The organism is Streptomyces sp. NPDC059248 (assembly GCF_042753905.1).
Lineage (GTDB): Bacteria > Actinomycetota > Actinomycetes > Streptomycetales > Streptomycetaceae > Streptomyces.
Map to the genome: position 1 here is coordinate 14,248 of NZ_JBHYZV010000085.1, position 15,995 is coordinate 30,242.

General features: G+C 72.2%; 18 protein-coding genes. 8 read left to right on the forward strand and 10 right to left on the reverse strand.

The features are described 5' to 3' along the window. Positions 1–3: 3 nt before the first annotated feature. Positions 4–201, reverse strand: a complete 198-nt coding sequence (locus ACFXG1_RS27920; RefSeq protein ID WP_384719399.1) for a DUF5999 family protein — start codon at positions 199–201, stop codon at positions 4–6. Positions 202–592: 391 nt separating this feature from the next. Further along, a complete protein-coding gene (locus ACFXG1_RS27925; RefSeq protein ID WP_384745036.1) occupies positions 593–1,243 on the reverse strand; it encodes a hypothetical protein in 651 nt (216 codons plus the stop codon). 624 nt (positions 1,244–1,867) lie between these two features. Here ACFXG1_RS27925 and ACFXG1_RS27930 point away from each other — a divergent pair. Both ACFXG1_RS27930 and ACFXG1_RS27935 read left to right on the forward strand, forming a co-directional pair. Beyond that, on the forward strand, positions 1,868–3,382 hold the full coding sequence (locus tag ACFXG1_RS27930; protein ID WP_384722019.1) for a glutamate--cysteine ligase: 1,515 nt from the start codon (positions 1,868–1,870) through the stop codon (positions 3,380–3,382). A 155-nt stretch (positions 3,383–3,537) separates the two neighbouring features. Then, a complete protein-coding gene (locus tag ACFXG1_RS27935; RefSeq protein WP_384745038.1) occupies positions 3,538–4,371 on the forward strand; it encodes a CPBP family intramembrane glutamic endopeptidase in 834 nt (277 codons plus the stop codon). A gap of 66 nt (positions 4,372–4,437) precedes the next feature. Here the strand turns inward: ACFXG1_RS27935 and ACFXG1_RS27940 are convergent, their stop codons facing one another. Continuing rightward, positions 4,438–5,265, reverse strand: a complete 828-nt coding sequence (locus ACFXG1_RS27940) for a PhzF family phenazine biosynthesis protein (protein WP_384745040.1) — start codon at positions 5,263–5,265, stop codon at positions 4,438–4,440. Beyond that, the gene (locus ACFXG1_RS27945) at positions 5,262–5,732 is read right to left on the reverse strand and encodes a hypothetical protein (RefSeq protein ID WP_384724083.1); all 471 of its coding nucleotides are present in this window, start codon (positions 5,730–5,732) and stop codon (positions 5,262–5,264) included. Before ACFXG1_RS27945 ends, ACFXG1_RS27940 begins: the two co-directional genes overlap by 4 nt. A 156-nt stretch (positions 5,733–5,888) precedes the next feature. Here ACFXG1_RS27945 and ACFXG1_RS27950 point away from each other — a divergent pair, with 156 nt between their 5' ends. Next, positions 5,889–6,500, forward strand: a complete 612-nt coding sequence (locus ACFXG1_RS27950; RefSeq protein WP_384724085.1) for a PadR family transcriptional regulator — start codon at positions 5,889–5,891, stop codon at positions 6,498–6,500. A 186-nt stretch (positions 6,501–6,686) separates the two neighbouring features. Here the strand turns inward: ACFXG1_RS27950 and ACFXG1_RS27955 are convergent, their stop codons facing one another. Together ACFXG1_RS27955 and ACFXG1_RS27960 are read right to left on the reverse strand one after the other, a co-directional pair. After that, positions 6,687–7,115 carry an SRPBCC family protein gene (locus ACFXG1_RS27955; RefSeq protein ID WP_384724259.1) on the reverse strand — a complete coding sequence of 143 codons (429 nt, stop codon included), beginning with the start codon at positions 7,113–7,115 and terminating at the stop codon, positions 6,687–6,689. 116 nt (positions 7,116–7,231) lie between these two features. After that, positions 7,232–7,426, reverse strand: coding sequence for a hypothetical protein (locus tag ACFXG1_RS27960; protein WP_384724257.1), 195 nt, complete (start codon positions 7,424–7,426; stop codon positions 7,232–7,234). Between the two features lie 232 nt (positions 7,427–7,658). Here ACFXG1_RS27960 and ACFXG1_RS27965 point away from each other — a divergent pair, with 232 nt between their 5' ends. Continuing rightward, entirely contained in the window at positions 7,659–8,183 is a 525-nt protein-coding gene (locus ACFXG1_RS27965) for a Clp protease N-terminal domain-containing protein (protein ID WP_384745043.1), read from the forward strand. A gap of 159 nt (positions 8,184–8,342) precedes the next feature. After that, entirely contained in the window at positions 8,343–9,386 is a 1,044-nt protein-coding gene (locus ACFXG1_RS27970; protein ID WP_384719768.1) for a DMT family transporter, read from the forward strand. Positions 9,387–9,507: 121 nt separating this feature from the next. On the opposite strand, the gene ACFXG1_RS27975 is transcribed toward ACFXG1_RS27970, so the two are convergent. Further along, positions 9,508–10,227 (reverse strand): pyridoxamine 5'-phosphate oxidase family protein, encoded by a 720-nt coding sequence (locus ACFXG1_RS27975; protein ID WP_384745045.1) that lies wholly within the window; start codon positions 10,225–10,227, stop codon positions 9,508–9,510. 34 nt (positions 10,228–10,261) lie between these two features. Here ACFXG1_RS27975 and ACFXG1_RS27980 point away from each other — a divergent pair, with 34 nt between their 5' ends. Beyond that, the gene (locus ACFXG1_RS27980; RefSeq protein ID WP_384745047.1) at positions 10,262–11,596 is read left to right on the forward strand and encodes an aminotransferase class I/II-fold pyridoxal phosphate-dependent enzyme; all 1,335 of its coding nucleotides are present in this window, start codon (positions 10,262–10,264) and stop codon (positions 11,594–11,596) included. A gap of 48 nt (positions 11,597–11,644) precedes the next feature. Here the strand turns inward: ACFXG1_RS27980 and ACFXG1_RS27985 are convergent, their stop codons facing one another. Next, the gene (locus ACFXG1_RS27985) at positions 11,645–12,757 is read right to left on the reverse strand and encodes a DMT family transporter (RefSeq protein ID WP_384718992.1); all 1,113 of its coding nucleotides are present in this window, start codon (positions 12,755–12,757) and stop codon (positions 11,645–11,647) included. 74 nt (positions 12,758–12,831) lie between these two features. On the opposite strand from ACFXG1_RS27985, the gene ACFXG1_RS27990 reads away from it, so the two are divergent. Then, complete coding sequence (locus ACFXG1_RS27990) at positions 12,832–13,749, forward strand: LysR family transcriptional regulator (protein ID WP_384718990.1); 918 nt, start codon at positions 12,832–12,834, stop codon at positions 13,747–13,749. Positions 13,750–13,819: 70 nt separating this feature from the next. Here ACFXG1_RS27990 and ACFXG1_RS27995 read toward each other — a convergent pair whose 3' ends face one another. Then, on the reverse strand, positions 13,820–14,320 hold the full coding sequence (locus tag ACFXG1_RS27995) for a pyridoxamine 5'-phosphate oxidase family protein (RefSeq protein WP_384745049.1): 501 nt from the start codon (positions 14,318–14,320) through the stop codon (positions 13,820–13,822). A gap of 96 nt (positions 14,321–14,416) precedes the next feature. Between ACFXG1_RS27995 and ACFXG1_RS28000 the strand changes: the two genes are divergently transcribed. After that, a complete protein-coding gene (locus tag ACFXG1_RS28000; RefSeq protein ID WP_384710024.1) occupies positions 14,417–15,139 on the forward strand; it encodes a cysteine hydrolase in 723 nt (240 codons plus the stop codon). 22 nt (positions 15,140–15,161) lie between these two features. On the opposite strand, the gene ACFXG1_RS28005 is transcribed toward ACFXG1_RS28000, so the two are convergent. Continuing rightward, on the reverse strand, positions 15,162–15,638 hold the full coding sequence (locus ACFXG1_RS28005; RefSeq protein ID WP_384710027.1) for a Rieske (2Fe-2S) protein: 477 nt from the start codon (positions 15,636–15,638) through the stop codon (positions 15,162–15,164). Positions 15,639–15,995: the final 357 nt, after the last annotated feature.

A 15,995-nucleotide genomic window follows, 5' to 3' on the forward strand; every position in this document is an offset into this window, starting at 1 on the left:
GTCTCAGGCCGCGCGCGCCGTCAGCAGCGGACGGTGCGGGGCGATGATCTGTCCGTCCGGCAGCAGCTCTCCCGTGTCCTCGAACAGGAGGACGCCGTTGCAGAGCAGGCTCCAGCCCTGCTCCGGGTGGTGCGCCACCAGTCGGGCGGCGTCACGGTCGGCTGAGTCCGCTGTCGGGCACGATGGCTGGTGCTGGCACATGGGCAGGTTCTTCCGCTCTGGTGTGATCAGTGTCCTGCGGCTCGATGAGGTGTTCATGGCCGCCCCCCGTATCTCTCGGTCCGCTCCCAGTGTTGCCCCACGGGCGTTGTTCCGCAGGGATTTCGCGACACCTCGTCTCTCTGGTGAGAGACGTATCACTCTCGCGGATGGTTCAGCTCAACCGGACTGTCCTTTTGGATGGTTCGGGCCTGGTCACAACGGACTAGCCCGTTGTGACCAGGTCGAACGACAGCGCGCCCCGCGGCCCCGCTGTCGCGGGGTCCACGGGGCGCACCGCCGCCGCGGCGCCGGGGGCGGACCGGGCCGGGCGGGGAGAAATGGCTGGATGGCCGGGTGACGGCCGGTCGGGGCCGCGGCCGGTGACGTCCGGTCAGGCGGGCGAGCCGAGCAGCGGGGCCGGGGTGAGTCGCAGGGTCATCACCGGGAGGAGTTCGGCGGCCCGGTACGGCCGGTGGGCGGTGATCCCCGGCGGGGCGGGGGCGAGCGGTATCAGCAGATCGGCCGGGGCGAGCCGGGCATCCGACGCGTCCGCGGCGCTCGTGTCGGCCGTGCCGTCCGCGCCGTCTGCGTGGGTCGCGTTGTTCGTGTAGTGGTCGGTGCGCAGCCACAGCGTCAGCATGTAGAGCGCCGGGACCGAGAGCAGCCGCGGCTGGTACGGGGTGGCCGACGACTCCGCCTGGCGGAGGGCGAGTTCGGTGGAGGCGAGGTAGGGGCCTTCGAAGAAGTGGGAGAACGACCAGCCGTCCGGGGTGAGCAGGGTCTCGGCGGCGGCGACGGTGGCACCGTCGCCCCGGAGCAGGAACCGCCAGCCCAGCAGGCGAGTACGGGTATCGGTGTTGCCGGTGGCGTACGCGTCGACCTGGTCGAGAACGTGGACGGGCAGAGGGCACTCGGGGCTCACGGGTCCCTGGACGGACCTGAGTGCCGGGAGACGGTCCTCACGGACGGCTGATGGGGTACTGAGTGCCGCGAGAACGCTGCGAAGAGCAGGCGCGGGGGCCGGGAGGACATGGAGCGGCATGGTGGGTCGCCTCTCGCTCGGGAGACACGGTGAACGTGGGCGTGGCGCCGACAGTGCTGTCACCTGGTGCCGGTGCCGACAGGCGGCGACAGCGCCGGCGGGTGCCGGTGTCGCCGGCTCCGACAGCGCTGTCGGTCGAAGGCGCGGGGATCTCGGGGGACCAAAAATCCGCCGGGCCAACTCGCCGCCCGTGTGCAGAGTTTATAACACTCGTGTTCGTACGGTGATTCCGCTAGCGCACTCCGTGAATGCGGGCAAGGCGGATTCAGGTCTCCGTACCCGAGTGCTTGTACCGTTTTGCCGCGGAACCCGGGCGGTAGCCAGCTATTTTGCCCCCGGCGCGGTAGGCCGAAACCTGTCGGTGTTTTTCACCAGATGCCGTGAGGGAGTCCCGCGCGGTCATCCCCCGTTCCCGCGGCACCGGTACGCCGACCGTCCGCCGATCATCCGCCGATCCCTCGGGATGAGCCGTTCGGTGACGGATGCCACATTAGCGGGCCCGCCCCGCCCCAGCCGCGTTATGGATCAATCAGTCTGGGCATTATCGTCCCGGAGTCCGCCGAGCCGTCCCGAAGCGGCGCGCCCGGGGGACCGTGTGGCAGCCACCCGAGGAAGGACACTTCGATGGGGGACAAGGTCGCGCCGGACGGTTTCGAACTGTCCGATCGCCGGCGGTACCGGCGAAAGCTCCAGCAGTGCCTGGCGGGGCTCGGGCGACTGCTGGCCGAGGAACGGTTCGACCGTCCCAGGAATCTGATGGGACTGGAGATCGAGCTGAATCTTGTGGGCGCCGACGGTCAGCCGCGCATGATGAATGCGGAAGTGCTGGAGCGTATCGCCAGCCATGATTTCCAGACCGAACTGGGAATGTTCAACCTCGAGGTCAATATCGTGCCGCACCGGCTCGGCGGCCGGGTTCTGGACCAGCTGGCCGAAGAGCTGCGCGCCGGTCTCGGATATGCCGACCGCAAGGCGAACGAGGTCGGCGCGGGAATCATGATGATCGGCATTCTGCCGACCCTGAAGCAGGACGATCTGGTCAGCGGCATTCTCTCCGACGACAATCGCTACACCCTGCTCAACGAGCAGATCGTGACCGCGCGCGGTGAGGATTTCGCCCTCGACATCGAGGGTGTGGAGCGGCTGACCTGTTCGTCGGCGTCCATCGCCCCCGAGGCCGCCTGCACGTCCGTACAGCTCCATCTCCAGGTCACCCCGGACCGGTTCGCCGATGTCTGGAACGCGGCTCAGGCGGTGGCGTCCGTGCAGGTCGCGGTGGGTGCCAACGCCCCGTTCCTGTTCGGCAAGGAGCTGTGGCGCGAGTCCCGGCCGCCGCTGTTCCTACAGGCCACCGACACCCGTCCGCCGGAGCTCCAGGCACAGGGTGTCAGGCCGCGTACCTGGTTCGGGGAGCGGTGGATCACCTCGGCGTACGACCTGTTCGAGGAGAATCTGCGGTTCTTCCCGGCGCTCCTGCCGATCTGCGACGACGACGAGGAGCCGCTGCGGATCGTCGACGACGGCGGGGTGCCGTCGCTGCACGAGCTGGTCCTCCACAACGGCACGGTCTACCGCTGGAACCGGCCGGTCTACGGGGTCGCGGGTGGTGTGCCCCATCTGCGGGTGGAGAACCGTGTCCTGCCCGCGGGGCCCACGGTCACCGATGTCGTCGCCAACGCGGCCTTCTACTACGGTCTGGTCCGGGCGCTCGCGGAGGAGCAGCGGACGGTGTGGAGCCGGCTGCCGTTCGAGACCGCGGCGGAGAACTTCGACACGGCGTGCCGCGACGGCATCGAGGCGGAGCTGCGGTGGCCGCGCCCCGGCCGGACGGGCGGGATCACCACGGTGCCCGTGGCCAAACTCGTCCGTGACGAACTGCTGCCGCTGGCCGCGGCGGGGCTCGACGCGTGGAATGTGGAGCCCGCCGACCGCGACCGCTACCTCGGGGTGATCGAGGAGCGCTGCAAGCGCCGGATGAACGGGGCCTCGTGGCAGGCGGAGACGTACCACCGGGCGCTGGACGCGGGTCTGGAGCGGGACGCCGCCCTGGCCGCCACCACCCGGCGCTACCGCGAGCTGATGCATCACGGCGAGCCGGTCCACACCTGGCCCGTCGGGTTTCCCGGCCCGAACGCCTGAACCGGTCCTCAGCCGGCCCTGAGCCGGTCCTGGGCAACGGCACCGAACCGGCACCGAACCGGCACCGAAGCGGTGGAGCCGGTGCCGCGGGCGTCGACCGCCGCCTCCTGTGATGGGATGTGCCCGGACAGGCGGTTCTTGGCCGACGGGAGGCAATGGTGGCGACGGAGGCGGGACGGGTGGCGGGCTCCCTTCCCCCGGAGGGCCCCGGCGCGGGGCTCCGGGAGGGCAGGCTGTCCCGGGGGACGCTGCGCTCCGAGACGCTGCTGGTCCTCGCGCTCTCGCTGGGCGCGAGCGCGCTGTCGTCACTGATCAGTTTTGTCGGGTCGCTGACCAAGCCGGGCGGCCTGAACGAGCAGGCGGCCACGCTCAACGGCTCGTACGCCCCCGGGCGGCCGTGGCTGGATCTCGCGTGGCAGCTGTTCGGGATCGCGACGGCGCTCGTCCCCGTACTGCTGGTGGCCCATCTGCTGACCCGGGAAGGCGTCGGGGGCCTGCGGTCGATGGGCTTCGACCGCGGCAGGCCCTGGCCCGATCTGGGGCGGGGGACGCTGCTCGCCGCCGGGATCGGCAGCGCCGGTCTTGCGTTCTACCTGGTGGCGCGGGCGGCGGGGTTCAATCTGACCGTCGTGCCCGAGTCGCTTCCCGAGGTGTGGTGGAAGTTCCCCGTACTGATCCTGTCGGCGATCCAGAACTCCGTGGTGGAGGAGGTGATCGTCGTCGGGTATCTGCTCCACCGGCTGGGGCAGTTGGGCTGGACCCCGATGGCCGCGCTGGTGGCGAGTTCGGTGCTGCGCGGCTCGTACCACCTCTATCAGGGCATCGGCGGGTTCATCGGCAATATGGTCATGGGCGTGGTGTTCGTCCTGCTGTACCGGCGGTGGGGCCGGGTCGGGCCGCTGGTGGTCGCCCACGCGCTCCTCGACATCGTGGCGTTCGTCGGCTACGCGCTGCTGGCGGGCAAGGTGGACTGGCTGCCGACGGCCTGAGGAGGTCCGGTCGACGCCGGCTCGGCTCGGGGGCCCGGTCGGCGCCGAGCCGTCGTCGACCGAGCGTCAGGGGGTGGCCAGCAGTTCGCCGTCGACGACCGTGACGGCGCTTCCGGTCAGCAGGGTCCGCTCGCCCCGCAGGGTCGTACGGACCAGCCCGGTCCTGGCCGAACCCTGGAAGCCGGTCAGTTCGTCCCGTCCGAGCCGCGCCGACCAGAAGGGGGCGAGGGCGGTGTGGGCGCTGCCCGTCACCGGGTCCTCGTCGATCCCGGCGTTCGGGAAGAAGCAGCGTGAGACGAAGTCGTAGCCGCGGCCGGGGTCGTCGGCCGCGGCGGTGACGACGACGCCGCGCCGGGAGAGCCTGCCGACGGCCCGCAGGTCGGGGGCGAGAGTGCGGACGGTCGCCTCGTCGGCGACCTCGACGAGCAGGTCCCCGATGTGCGGGCCGGTGTCGTGGACGGAGAGTACGGGGGCGCCGATCGCCTCCTCCACCCCGGCGGGCAGCACGGCGGGGACGAGCGGGGACGTCGGGAAATCGAGGGTGATCGTCCCGTCGTCGTGGGCGGTGGCGGCGAGGACGCCGCAGCGGGCGGCGAACCGGATCGTGCCGGACGCGAGACCCGACTCGCTCAGGACATGCGCGGTGGCCAGGGTGGCGTGCCCGCACATGTCCACCTCGGTGACGGGCGTGAACCAGCGCAGGGCCCAGTCGGCGTCCCCCGCCCCGGCGGGCAGCGGGTGCGCGTAGGCGGTCTCGGAGAGATTGACCTCGGCGGCGACCCGCTGGAGCCAGTCGTCGGCGGGGAAGGAGTCCGCGTCCGGGAACAGGACCACCCCGGCGGGATTGCCCCCGAAGGGGCGGGGCGTGAACGCGTCGACGATACGAATCTTCATGAGCCGACGGTACGGGCGGGGAGCGCCGGGTCTCCAAGGCCAATCCGGGCCGTCTGGCCTGATACGGGGGTGGTGTCCTCGGCTCGCGCGGCGGCCGCCCGCTCCAGCAGGGACCAGCCGTCGACCTCCACCACCCGCCGCTCCCCCGGCTGCCACCCACCGGCCGACGCCACGTCGAGCAGAGCCCGGACGGCGCCCGGTTCGTGCAGGTTCAGGTCCGCACCCCGGCTGAAGCCCACGTCGCCGGAGCCGAAGGGGGCGCCGCCCGGGACGTATCGGCCGGGACCCGCGGCGAAGACAATGCGCAGCGGGCCGCCGGTGCCAACCGGTTGCGGGGACAGAGTCAGGGTTTGACGGCAGTCCACGGACCGGCCGTCGGCGTCCCTTCGGTGGCTGTGGCGCATCGTCCACATGTACACGCGCCCGTCGGCGACCAGCCGACGGGGCTTCTTCGAACGGCGAGGCACACGGCCAAGGGTACGCAGGCCGATCTACGGGCCCGCGCCGCGGTGATCCGAGCTTCGGCGAGACGAGGGAGCAGGGTGTTCGGTAGCTTGTTCGGCGACGCATTCCGATATATCGTTGAAGTGTCGTGATGGATCAACGATGGAAGGAGTACGGAGATGCGTCCACAAGGAGACGACGAGTACGGCCGGGGGCAGTGCGGACCCGGACATCGTGGCCGGGGCGGCTTCGAGGGGCGCCGGGGTGCTTTCGGGCAGTTCGGCCCGCCCTTCGGCGGACCTTTCGGTGGCCCCTTCGGCGGCGGTCGCGGCCGGGGCGGTGGCCGGGGAAGGGCTCGTCGCGGTGATGTGCGGGCCTCGATCCTGGCCCTGCTGAAGGACCGGCCGATGCACGGGTACGAGATGATCCAGGAGATCGGTGAGCGCAGCGGCGGGGCGTGGAAGCCCAGCCCCGGCTCGGTCTACCCCACCCTCCAGATGCTGGAGGACGAGGGTCTGATCGTCAGTGCGAGTGAAGGCGGCAAGAAGCTCTTCACCCTCACCGACACCGGACGCGCCGAAGCCGAGTCGGGGCCGGACGCCCCGTGGGAGGAAGCCGGCCGGGCGGTCGACTGGGACACCGTCAACGAGATCCGGCAGGCGGGCTGGGGGCTGATGGAAGCCTTCGGGCAGGTCTGGAAGACCGGCAGCGCCGAGCAGCGCCAGAAGGCCCTCGACGTCATCAACGAGTCCCGCAAGAAGCTCTATCTCATCCTCGCCGACGAGGACTGACCGCGGACCGTACGGTCCGGCCGTGACGCCGAACGCCGGTCGGTGGTCGGTGGTCAATCACGGGGCGGCGGCGGGCCCCGCGTGATGAGCGCGGGGCCCGCCGCCGTTCGCGCCGGATCCCGGCCGCTCGTCCGGGCGACGGCTCCACCGGGCGGACGGTTCGGCCGGTGGAGCCGTCGTGGGCCGTCAGACGACCAACGCGGTCAGTTTGCGCAGGGACTCCTCCAGCGCGGCCGTCGCCGAGTCCTTGAGCTTCCCGGACATCAACGAGACCGCGGCGCCGGTGAACTCGCCTTCGATCCTCACGACGGTCGCCGACCCGTCCGGTGTGAGGGTGTAGCGGTTGCCGACGCTGACCCCCATCGGGCCCTGGCCCCGGACCCCGAGCAGTCTGCCCGGTTCGAACTCGGCCACCGTCCAGTTCACCTCGGCCGGAAAGCCCATCAGCTTCATGTTCTCCCGATAGGTGACGCCCGCCCCCAGGGACACGGGGCCGCCCTCGGGGAAACCGGTGTGCGTGACGTTCCACCGGCCGTAACTGCTGTAGTCCGTCAGCCGGGCCCAGACCCTGTCGGCCGGGGCCTCGATCCGGGCCTCGGCGCTGACTTCGGCCATGCGACCACCCCTTCGTCTCGGGTCACGGTGCGCGGAACGTAGCCGTATCGACTCGAACATTCAATACGCCCGACCCGGGGCCGGCCGTGCGTCCTCCGTCCGTCCTCCGTCGCCGTTCAGTGCCGTTCGGGGGAGGGGTGCCGCCAGATGCCGGCGGCGTCGAAGCGGTCCGAGGCCCGCGGGTGGGGGCCCTCGTCATGGCAGTGGAAGGCAGCCCAGAAGACGTCCGCGCGCAGCGCCGACGCCGGCGCGTACACCCGGTACACGTACTCCCGTCCGTCCTCCGCGGACAGGGCGACCAACCAGAACATGTTCCCGGTGACGCGCCCGCACCGACCTCGGTTGCTTGCCCGAGGCATCCGAAGGGAGGGAAGGAAGCACAGGGGGCGCGCGGGCAAGGCGGCGCGCGAGTCCGGGGAGGGGATCGCGGGGATCTCATCCGTAAGGAGGAGAAATGCGCCGGGTGCGCCCAACTTCTGCTGGATGGGCGAATAGGCCCTGACGGGGACGCTTTTGCGTTCGATGACTGATGAGGTGGGAGTTGTGCAGAGCTCCGCCCCACGGCTGCCCCGGCAGACCGCCGTACCGCGTACCGATATCGACACCCGTCTGACCCCCGAGCTGGCCTCGGTGGTGGCGGGTGCGCGGCGCCGGGCCCTGCGGGACGGGGACCGGCAGATCGACACCGCCCATCTGCTGCACTCGCTGCTCGAATCCGACCCCGACGTACGGGCGGCGCTGGGCCCGGAGCCGCGCGTCGCCCGGGTCCTGGGCTATCTGGCGCAGCGCGCCATCGGTTACGGCCTGCGCTGGCGGGGCTCGGTGGAGGACTCCGGGGCGGTCCCCGTCGGCCGGCTGCCCGCGCCGCGGACCGCAGGTGGTGCCGGTGCCTGGTCGCCGTCGGCCGCCGACGCGGTGGAGGGCGCGCTGGAACGCGCCGCGCGGCGCGGCGCCGGCCGCGCCGCCGGGATCGATCTGCTCGCGGCGCTCGCCGCCGACCCGGGGTGCCGGGCGATGGAGGTCCTGCGGCGGGTCGGGATCGCCCCGGCGGAGGCGGACGGATCCTGAAGGCGGGGGTGTACGGGTAGCCGGGCGGCGCGGCGCGGCGGCGCGCGGGATATGGAGGGGGAGCGGCGGGCGGGGCCCTCGGGCGAGGGCGGAGCCCCGTACCGTCTCGACATGCGTCACAGGGTCGACGGTCATGACGCCTGCTGTCATGATGTGCCGATGCAGGCGATCTCCGGGAGAAAAAGCGGCCTGGGCATCGCCCTGGTCTCCGCCGTCGCGTTCGGCGGTTCGGGTGTGGCGGCCAAGCCGCTCATCGAGGCGGGTCTCGACCCGTTGCACGTGGTCTGGCTCCGGGTGACCGGTGCCGCGCTGGTGATGTTGCCCCTCGCCTGGCGCCACCGTGACCTGGTGCGCCGCAAGCCCGTTCTGCTGCTCGGCTTCGGACTGCTCGCCGTCGCCGGGGTGCAGGCGTTCTACTTCGCGTCCATCTCCCGGATCCCGGTCGGGGTCGCGCTCCTGGTCGAGTATCTCGGCCCGGCGCTGGTCCTGGGCTGGATCCGGTTCGTCCAGCGGCGGCCCGTCACCCGTGCCGCCGCCGTCGGTGTGGTCCTCGCCGTCGCCGGTCTGGCCTGTGTGGTCGAGGTCTGGTCCGGGCTCGGCTTCGATGTGCTGGGCCTGCTGCTGGCGTTGGGCGCGGCCTGCTGCCAGGCGTGCTACTTCATCCTCTCCGACCACGGCAGCGGCGACGAGGAGACCCGTGCCGACCCGCTCGGGGTGATCGCCTACGGGCTCCTGGTCGGCTCCGCCGTACTGACCGTGATCGCCCGCCCGTGGAACATGGACGCCGGACTGCTGGGCGACACCGTCCTGATGGGCGGGACCGAGGTCGAGGCATGGCTGCTGCTGGGCTGGGTCGTACTGATCGCGACCGTTCTCGCGTACGTCACCGGTGTGGTCTCGGTGCGCAGGCTGTCGCCCCAGGTCGCGGGGGTGGTGGCCTGTCTGGAGGCGGTCGTCGCCACCGTTCTGGCATGGGTGCTGCTGCGCGAGCACCTCTCCCTGCCGCAGATCGTGGGCGGGGCGCTGGTGCTGACGGGGGCGTTCATCGCCCAGTCGCAGGCCCCGAAGGCGCCGTCCGGGCCCGTCGCCTCCGGGGGCGTACGGAGTGAGGACGCGGGGGCGCCTCCCCTCGCCGCGGGGGGTGCGGCCGTGGTCACGCTGGGTGTTGACGACGAACTGCCCGCGGACCGCTCCGGGGTGTGACACCGGCTCCGGCACCGGCCGGCCCGGCCGGGGCGGCCGGGCTCTTCGCCGGGTGCCGGTGCCGGTGCCGGTGCCGGTCTCGGTCCCGGTGTCGGTGCCGTGCTCGGCGCCGGATCCGTTCTCAGAGATGCGCGAGATAGCCGGGCAGCGCCACCGAGGGCGCCAGATCGTCCGCGGGAACGGGTGAGCCGTAGCCGTGGCGCACGGGTACGACGCCCGTCCAGTACGGCAACTCCACGTCCTCCGGCTCGTCGTTGGGGCCGCCGGAGCGCGTCTTCGCCGACACCTCGGTCAGATCGAGCCGCAGGACGGCCGTCGCCGCCGCCTCCTTGGGGTTCGCCGGCCGGGAGTCGGCCGACCGGCCCGGCACCGCATGGTCGACCAGGGCGTCGAGGGCCGCCGCCTTCTCCGCCGGGTCGGTGACCGGCTGCGCGATGCCCTGGACCACGACGGAGCGGTAGTTGATCGAGTGGTGGAAGGCCGAGCGGGCCAGTACCAGGCCGTCGACATGGGTGACCGTCAGACAGACGGGCAGACCCGGGTCCTCGGCGCCCGCCATCCGCAGCGGCCGGGAGCCGGTCGAGCCGTGGACGTACAGCCGCTGCCCCACCCGGGCGTAGAGGGTGGGCAGGACGACCGGCCGTCCGTCGCGGACGAAGCCCAGGTGGCAGACGTAGGCCGCGTCGAGTATCGCGTGGACGGTCTCGTGGTCGTACGCGGCACGCTCGCGGATACGGGTGGGTACGGTCCGCTCGGTGGGGGCGTAGAAGGCCGCCTCCGGGGAGCCGGCGGCGGCCGGGGCGGTCGGGGGCACCGACGGGGCGACCGGGGTATCCGACATGACAACTCCATTGCACTAGTGCATAATGCTGTTTGTGCTAGGAGAGTATCGGATTGTCGGGCGGGGCGCATCGGAGATCGCCGCCAGCGTGGAACGCGGCGTCGGCAGCGGCGCGCTGGCGCCGGGCCAACCGCTGCCCCCCATGCGGGAGTTGGCCGTCGAACTCGGAGTGAATCCGAACACCGTCGCCGCCGCCTACCGGACCCTGCGGGAGCGGGGGATCATCGAAACGGCGGGACGGCGGGGGAGCCGGGTGCTCTCCAGGCCGGTCAGTACGGCGCGCGGTGCGATCCGGGTCGACGCGCCCCCCGGCGTACGGGATGTGAGTCACGGCAACCCGGACCCCGCCCTGCTGCCCCCGTTGGAGGAGGCGCTGGTGGCGGCGGCCCGCCACCAGCGGCGCGTCCCGGAACTCGGGCTCTACTCGGGGCCCACCGTCGAGCCCGAGTTCGCCCGGCTGGCGCGGGCCGCCCTGGACGCCGACGGGGTGCCGCCCGGTCCGATCGCGGTCACCTCGGGCTCCCTCGACGCCGTCGAACGCGTCCTCGCCGCGCATCTGCGCCCCGGCGACCGGGTCGCGGTCGAGGACCCGGGGTGGGGCAGTCTGCTCGATCTCGTACCGGCACTCGGTCTGCGGCCGGTCGCCGTCGCGGTCGACGACGACGGACCGCTGCCCGACGCGGTGGCCCGGGCGCTGGCCGGCGGCGCGCGGGCGATCGTCGTCACCGACCGGGCGCAGAACCCGACGGGCGGCGCGGTGAGCGCGGCCCGGGCCCGGGCGCTGCGCGACGTACTCGCCCGCCACCCGGGCACGCTGCTGATCGAGGACGATCACGGCCACGGCATCGTGGATCTGCCGCTGCACCCACTGGCCGGGACCACGGACCACTGGGCGCTCGTACGCTCCACCGCGAAGGCGTACGGTCCCGATCTGCGGACCGCCGTCCTCACCGGTGACGAGACCACCGTGGACCGGGTCACGGGACGGCAGTTCGTCGGCCCCGGCTGGGTCAGCCGGCTGCTCCAACTCGCCGTCGCCCACCTCTGGGCCGAGGGTGCGGTCGACCCGGCCGTGGTGGCGGCGGCGTACGGCGCGCGCCGCGACGCGCTGATCACGGCCCTCGGGCGCCGGGGTGTCGCGGCCCACGGCCGGAGCGGGATGAATGTGTGGGTACCGGTCGGGGACGAGACGGGGACCGTGGCCCGGCTGCTGGGCTCCGGGTGGGCGGCCTCGCCCGGCGCCCGCTCCCGGATCTCGGCACCGCCGGGCATCCGGCTCACCGTCTCGGGCCTCACGGACGACGAGACCGAGGCGCTCGCCGACGCCGTCGCCCGGGCGATGGAACCGGCGCGGCGGACCTACGGCTGAACCGGGCCGCCCCGCCCGCTCCGCCCGCCCCGCCGCCCGGTGTCCGGGTCACGACTCCCGGGTGCCACCCGCCGCGACCGCGCAGGCGGCGGCCGGGGCCGCGTCCGGTCGCGCCGCGCCGGGCGTCCGCCCGGTACCGGGGTCGTCGGAGTCCGTATCCCCGGCGTCGGCCGCGGCGCCACCCGTGGTTGCCGGAGCCGGAGCCGGAGCCGACGCCGGGGTTCTCGGGCGGGACTGGCTGAGCGCCGCGCCCGCGATGATGATCAGAGCTCCGACCGGGGTGCTCCAGCTCAGCCGCTCGCCGAGCACCGTCACCCCGGCGACGGTCGCGATGACCGGCGTGAAGTACGTGACCATCTGCGCGGTCGTCGGGCCGACCTCGGCGACCAGGCCGTACTGGACGAGCATGGCGAGACCGGTGGCCAGCGCGCCGAGTGCGGCGACCGAGAGCAGCGGCACCATCGGGAACGACGTCGGGATCGTGGTGAACAGCGGTGTGACGACGGCGAGCTGGACCGTCGCTATCGACAGCTGTGCGGTGGTCAGGGAGAGATTCGAATGGGAGCTCCCGGCCAGGTTGCGGCGGATGTAGATCCAGCCGATGGGATAGCTCAGCGACGCCAGCAGCGCGAACGCGGTACCGGTGGGCTCGATCCCGGAGAAGCCCTGCCAGGCGCCCAGCACCGTCAGCACCCCGAGGAAGCCGATCCCGAGACCGGCGACCTTGCGCCGGGTGGGCCGGTCCTCCGAGAGGGCGACCAGCGACAGGACCATGCCCCACAGCGGCGATGTCGCGTTGCAGATCGCGGCCAGGGCCGAGGGGATCGTCTCCTGGGAGTACGCGAAGAGGGAGAACGGCAGGGCGTTCAGCAGAACCGCCGCGACCGTCAGATGGAACCAGGTCCGGCCGCCGCGCGGCAGCCCCTCGCGCCGGAACGCCAGGGCGACGGCGAGCACCGCCGTACCGAACAGGAGCCGGCCGAAGGTGACCTGGAACGGCTCGAATCCCTGGATGCCGACCTTGGTCAGCAGAAAACTGAGGCCCCAGATGACGGAGAGGAAGGCGAAACCGAGACGCCAGTCGAAGCGGGAGCGCCGGGTGGTGGCCGTGGCCGTGGAGGACGCGGGCGGGGCGGCGGACGCCCGGGAGACGGTGGTCATGAGGTCCACTGTCACCCTCGGAACTTCGTAGCACAAGTGAGAATTTCTTCGGTGAATGCCGTAGCATTGCTTACATGTTGAATCTGGAGCGCCTGCGGACCCTGGACGCCCTCGCCCGGCACGGCTCGGTCAGCGCCGCGGCGGACGGGCTGCACGTCACGACCTCCGCCGTCTCCCAGCAACTCTCCAAGCTGGAGCGGGAGGTGGGCCAGCAGCTCCTCGCCAAGAACGGGCGCGGTGTACGGCTCACCGACGCCGGGCGGCTGCTGGCGGACCACGCCGCCCGTATCCTGTCCCAGGTCGAACTGGCGCAGGCCGACATCGAGGCGCAGCGGGGCCAGGTGGTCGGTGAGGTGGAGGTCGCCGCGTTCCCGACGGCGGCCCGCGGGCTCTTCCCCGGCATGCTCGCCACGCTCCGCTCCGGCCATCCCGATCTGCGGGTACGGACCCGGGAGGTGGAGCCCGAAGGCGGCATCAGCGGGGTCATCCGCGGTGACTACGACCTCGCCGTCGTCCTCGACTGGAGCAATAAACGACTGCCCGTGCCCGGCGGGCTCGCCCAGGCCCGTCTGCTCGACGACCGGCCCGATATCGGGATGCCCGCCGGGCATCCGCTGGCGGGGAAGGACGAGGTCGATCTGGAGGACTTCGCGGACGACGACTGGGTGTCGTGGCCCGAGGGCGAGTTCTGCCACGAGTGGCTGACCTTCACCCTGCGCTCACGCGGGATCGAGCCCCGGATCCCGCATCTCGCGGGTGAGCACCACACCCAGCTCGCGCTGATCGCGGCCGGATTCGGGGTCTGTGTCGCGCCCCGGCTCGGACGCGGCCCGGTACCGGAGGGCGTGGCGCTCGTTCCCGTACGCCAGCGGGTGATGCGGCATGTGTACGCGGTGTGGCGGACGGACGCGGACCGGCGGCCGTCCATCCGGGCGACCGTACGGGCGCTGAGCGCCGTGGCCGCGGGCTCGGCCGCGGGCGGTCCCGGGTAGGCGGTGCTCCACGCCCGGTTCCTTGCCTGGCTCCGCGCTCGGTTTCTCGCCGCGCCGGGCGCGGCCCGGCTCAGTGCGCGTCGGTGAGTTTGCGGAAGTCCCAGGAGACGATGGTGTCGGGGGTGAGCCGGAGCCAGGTGTGGCGTCCGTCGTGCGGCATCGCGTCCAGGCCGAAGTTCTTGCGGGCGAAGAGCTGTTCCGGCGCACGGAGTTCCGCGCACGGTTCGCCCGTCCGCGGGGACTCGCCCACCGGGACGGCCGTCCCCGCCAGCTCCACACCTCGCAGCTCCCCGTACTCCTCCCCGGCGTCCACGAGGACCGCGATCCGCGGATCGCGCCGCAGATCGGCCGCGCGGCGGCTGCGGACGATCGAGTACAGCCACAGGGACGTACCGTCCCAGACGAACCAGAGGGCACCGACGTGGGGGCGGCCGTCCGGTGAGACGGTCGCGACCCGGCAGGTGCGCCGCCCGGCGAGGAAGGCGTCGATCTCCTCCGGCGTCATCATGATCCGTCGCCCCCGCCGCTGGGAGCCGGTGCCCCGGTCCTCCGTCGTACGGCTCTCCGCCATGCGCCGCCCCGTCCACGCGGTCCGCCGACCCTTGTGATCTGACGATGTGTCAGGAATCATGGGCGGTCCGCCGACGCAGCGCAAGGGGGAGCCGCCATGCCGTCCAGCGATCGCAGCGCCACCGGCTCCGGAGACGGGCCCGGAGGCGAGCCCGGTAGCGGGCCCGGTAGGGGACCCGGCGGTGCGGGCCGGAAGGATCCGCGGTGGCTCGATCCGGCCGGTACGGTCCTGCTGACCGTCGAATGCCAGCGGGGCGTCGTGGGCGAGGAGAGCGCCCTGCCCGAACTCGCCGCCGAGGCACGGGAGTCCGGCACCCTCGACCGGATCGCCCGGCTGGTCGCCGCCGCGCGCGAGACGGGTGTCCAGGTGATCCACGCGGTGGCCGAACGCCGTCCCGACGGGCGCGGATCGAACCGTAACGCCCCGCTCTTCCGTGCTGTCGCCGCCCTTCCCGTCCAGCAGCACACCGGCACCCCGGCCGTCGACCTCGCGCCACCCGTCGAGGCCGCGCCCGAGGACCTCGTCGTCCGGCGATTGCACGGCCTCTCACCGCTCGCGGGAACGGGCGTCGACGCGGTTCTGCGCCATCTGGGCTGCCGTACGGTGCTGATCACCGGCGTCTCGGCCAATGTCGCCGTCCCCAACGCCGTCTTCGACGCGGTCAATCTCGGCTATACCGCGGTCGTGCCGAGGGATGCTGTGGCGGGCGTACCGGCCGACTACACCCGCGCGATGATCCGCCACACCCTCGCCCTGGTCGCCACCGTCACCACCTGCGACGAAGTGCTGGAGAGCTGGCGGCGCCACCGCGCGGCCTGACGACCGTGCCCCCGGGCGCGGGTCACGCCAGGACGATCGAGTCGCCCTCCTGCCTGATCGAAGCCGACGGCAGCGGACCGGTGGCCGGGCCGCCCTTCACACTGCCGTCGGACGCGTCGAACCGGCTGTTGTGGCAGGGGCAGACGATGACGTTCCCCTCCACGCCCCCCACCAGACACCCCTGATGGGTGCACTTGGCCGAGAACGCCTTGAACTCGCCCTTCGCCGGCTGGGTGACCACCACATCGCCGATCACCTTGCCCCCGCCCTCGGGGATCTCGGCCACCTTGGCCAGGACCTTGCCCCCGCCGTTGCCCGGCGTTCCGCCGTCGCCGCTGCCCCCGCCCGACGCGGCGCCCCCGCCCGTACTCCCGCCGCCCTTCTCGCCGGACGGCGAGTCGTCGCCGCACGCCGTCAGCGCCATCGTCAGACCGGCTCCGCCGACCACGGCGACAACGGTCCTGCGGCAGACGGTACGGGGCTCGTGCGATCCCGTCATGGTGGGTGCTCCTTCGCGTCATGGTTACGGTCCCGGGGGCCGGACCGTGAAGGTCCGGCCTCCGGGAGGGTGTACGAGCACCGACGCTCAAGGGTTCAACAACCCGGACTTTCAAGGAACTTCTCAGAAACCCCGACCCGGCGGTGCGAAGGGCCGCTCGACACTCTTCGGCCGAAACCCCGTGGGTCGGATCCAGCCGCCGTGCCATGCTGTTCGGGTGTTTGTGTGAAGGTCGAACCGGCTGACGGGGGTTGGTGGGTCGTGGGTTACACGATTCCCGAGGGTGTCGACACGATGTTGGACATCGTGGGTGTGGGGTGGCCGAATGTCGATGAGGACGCTTACCGGGATATGGCG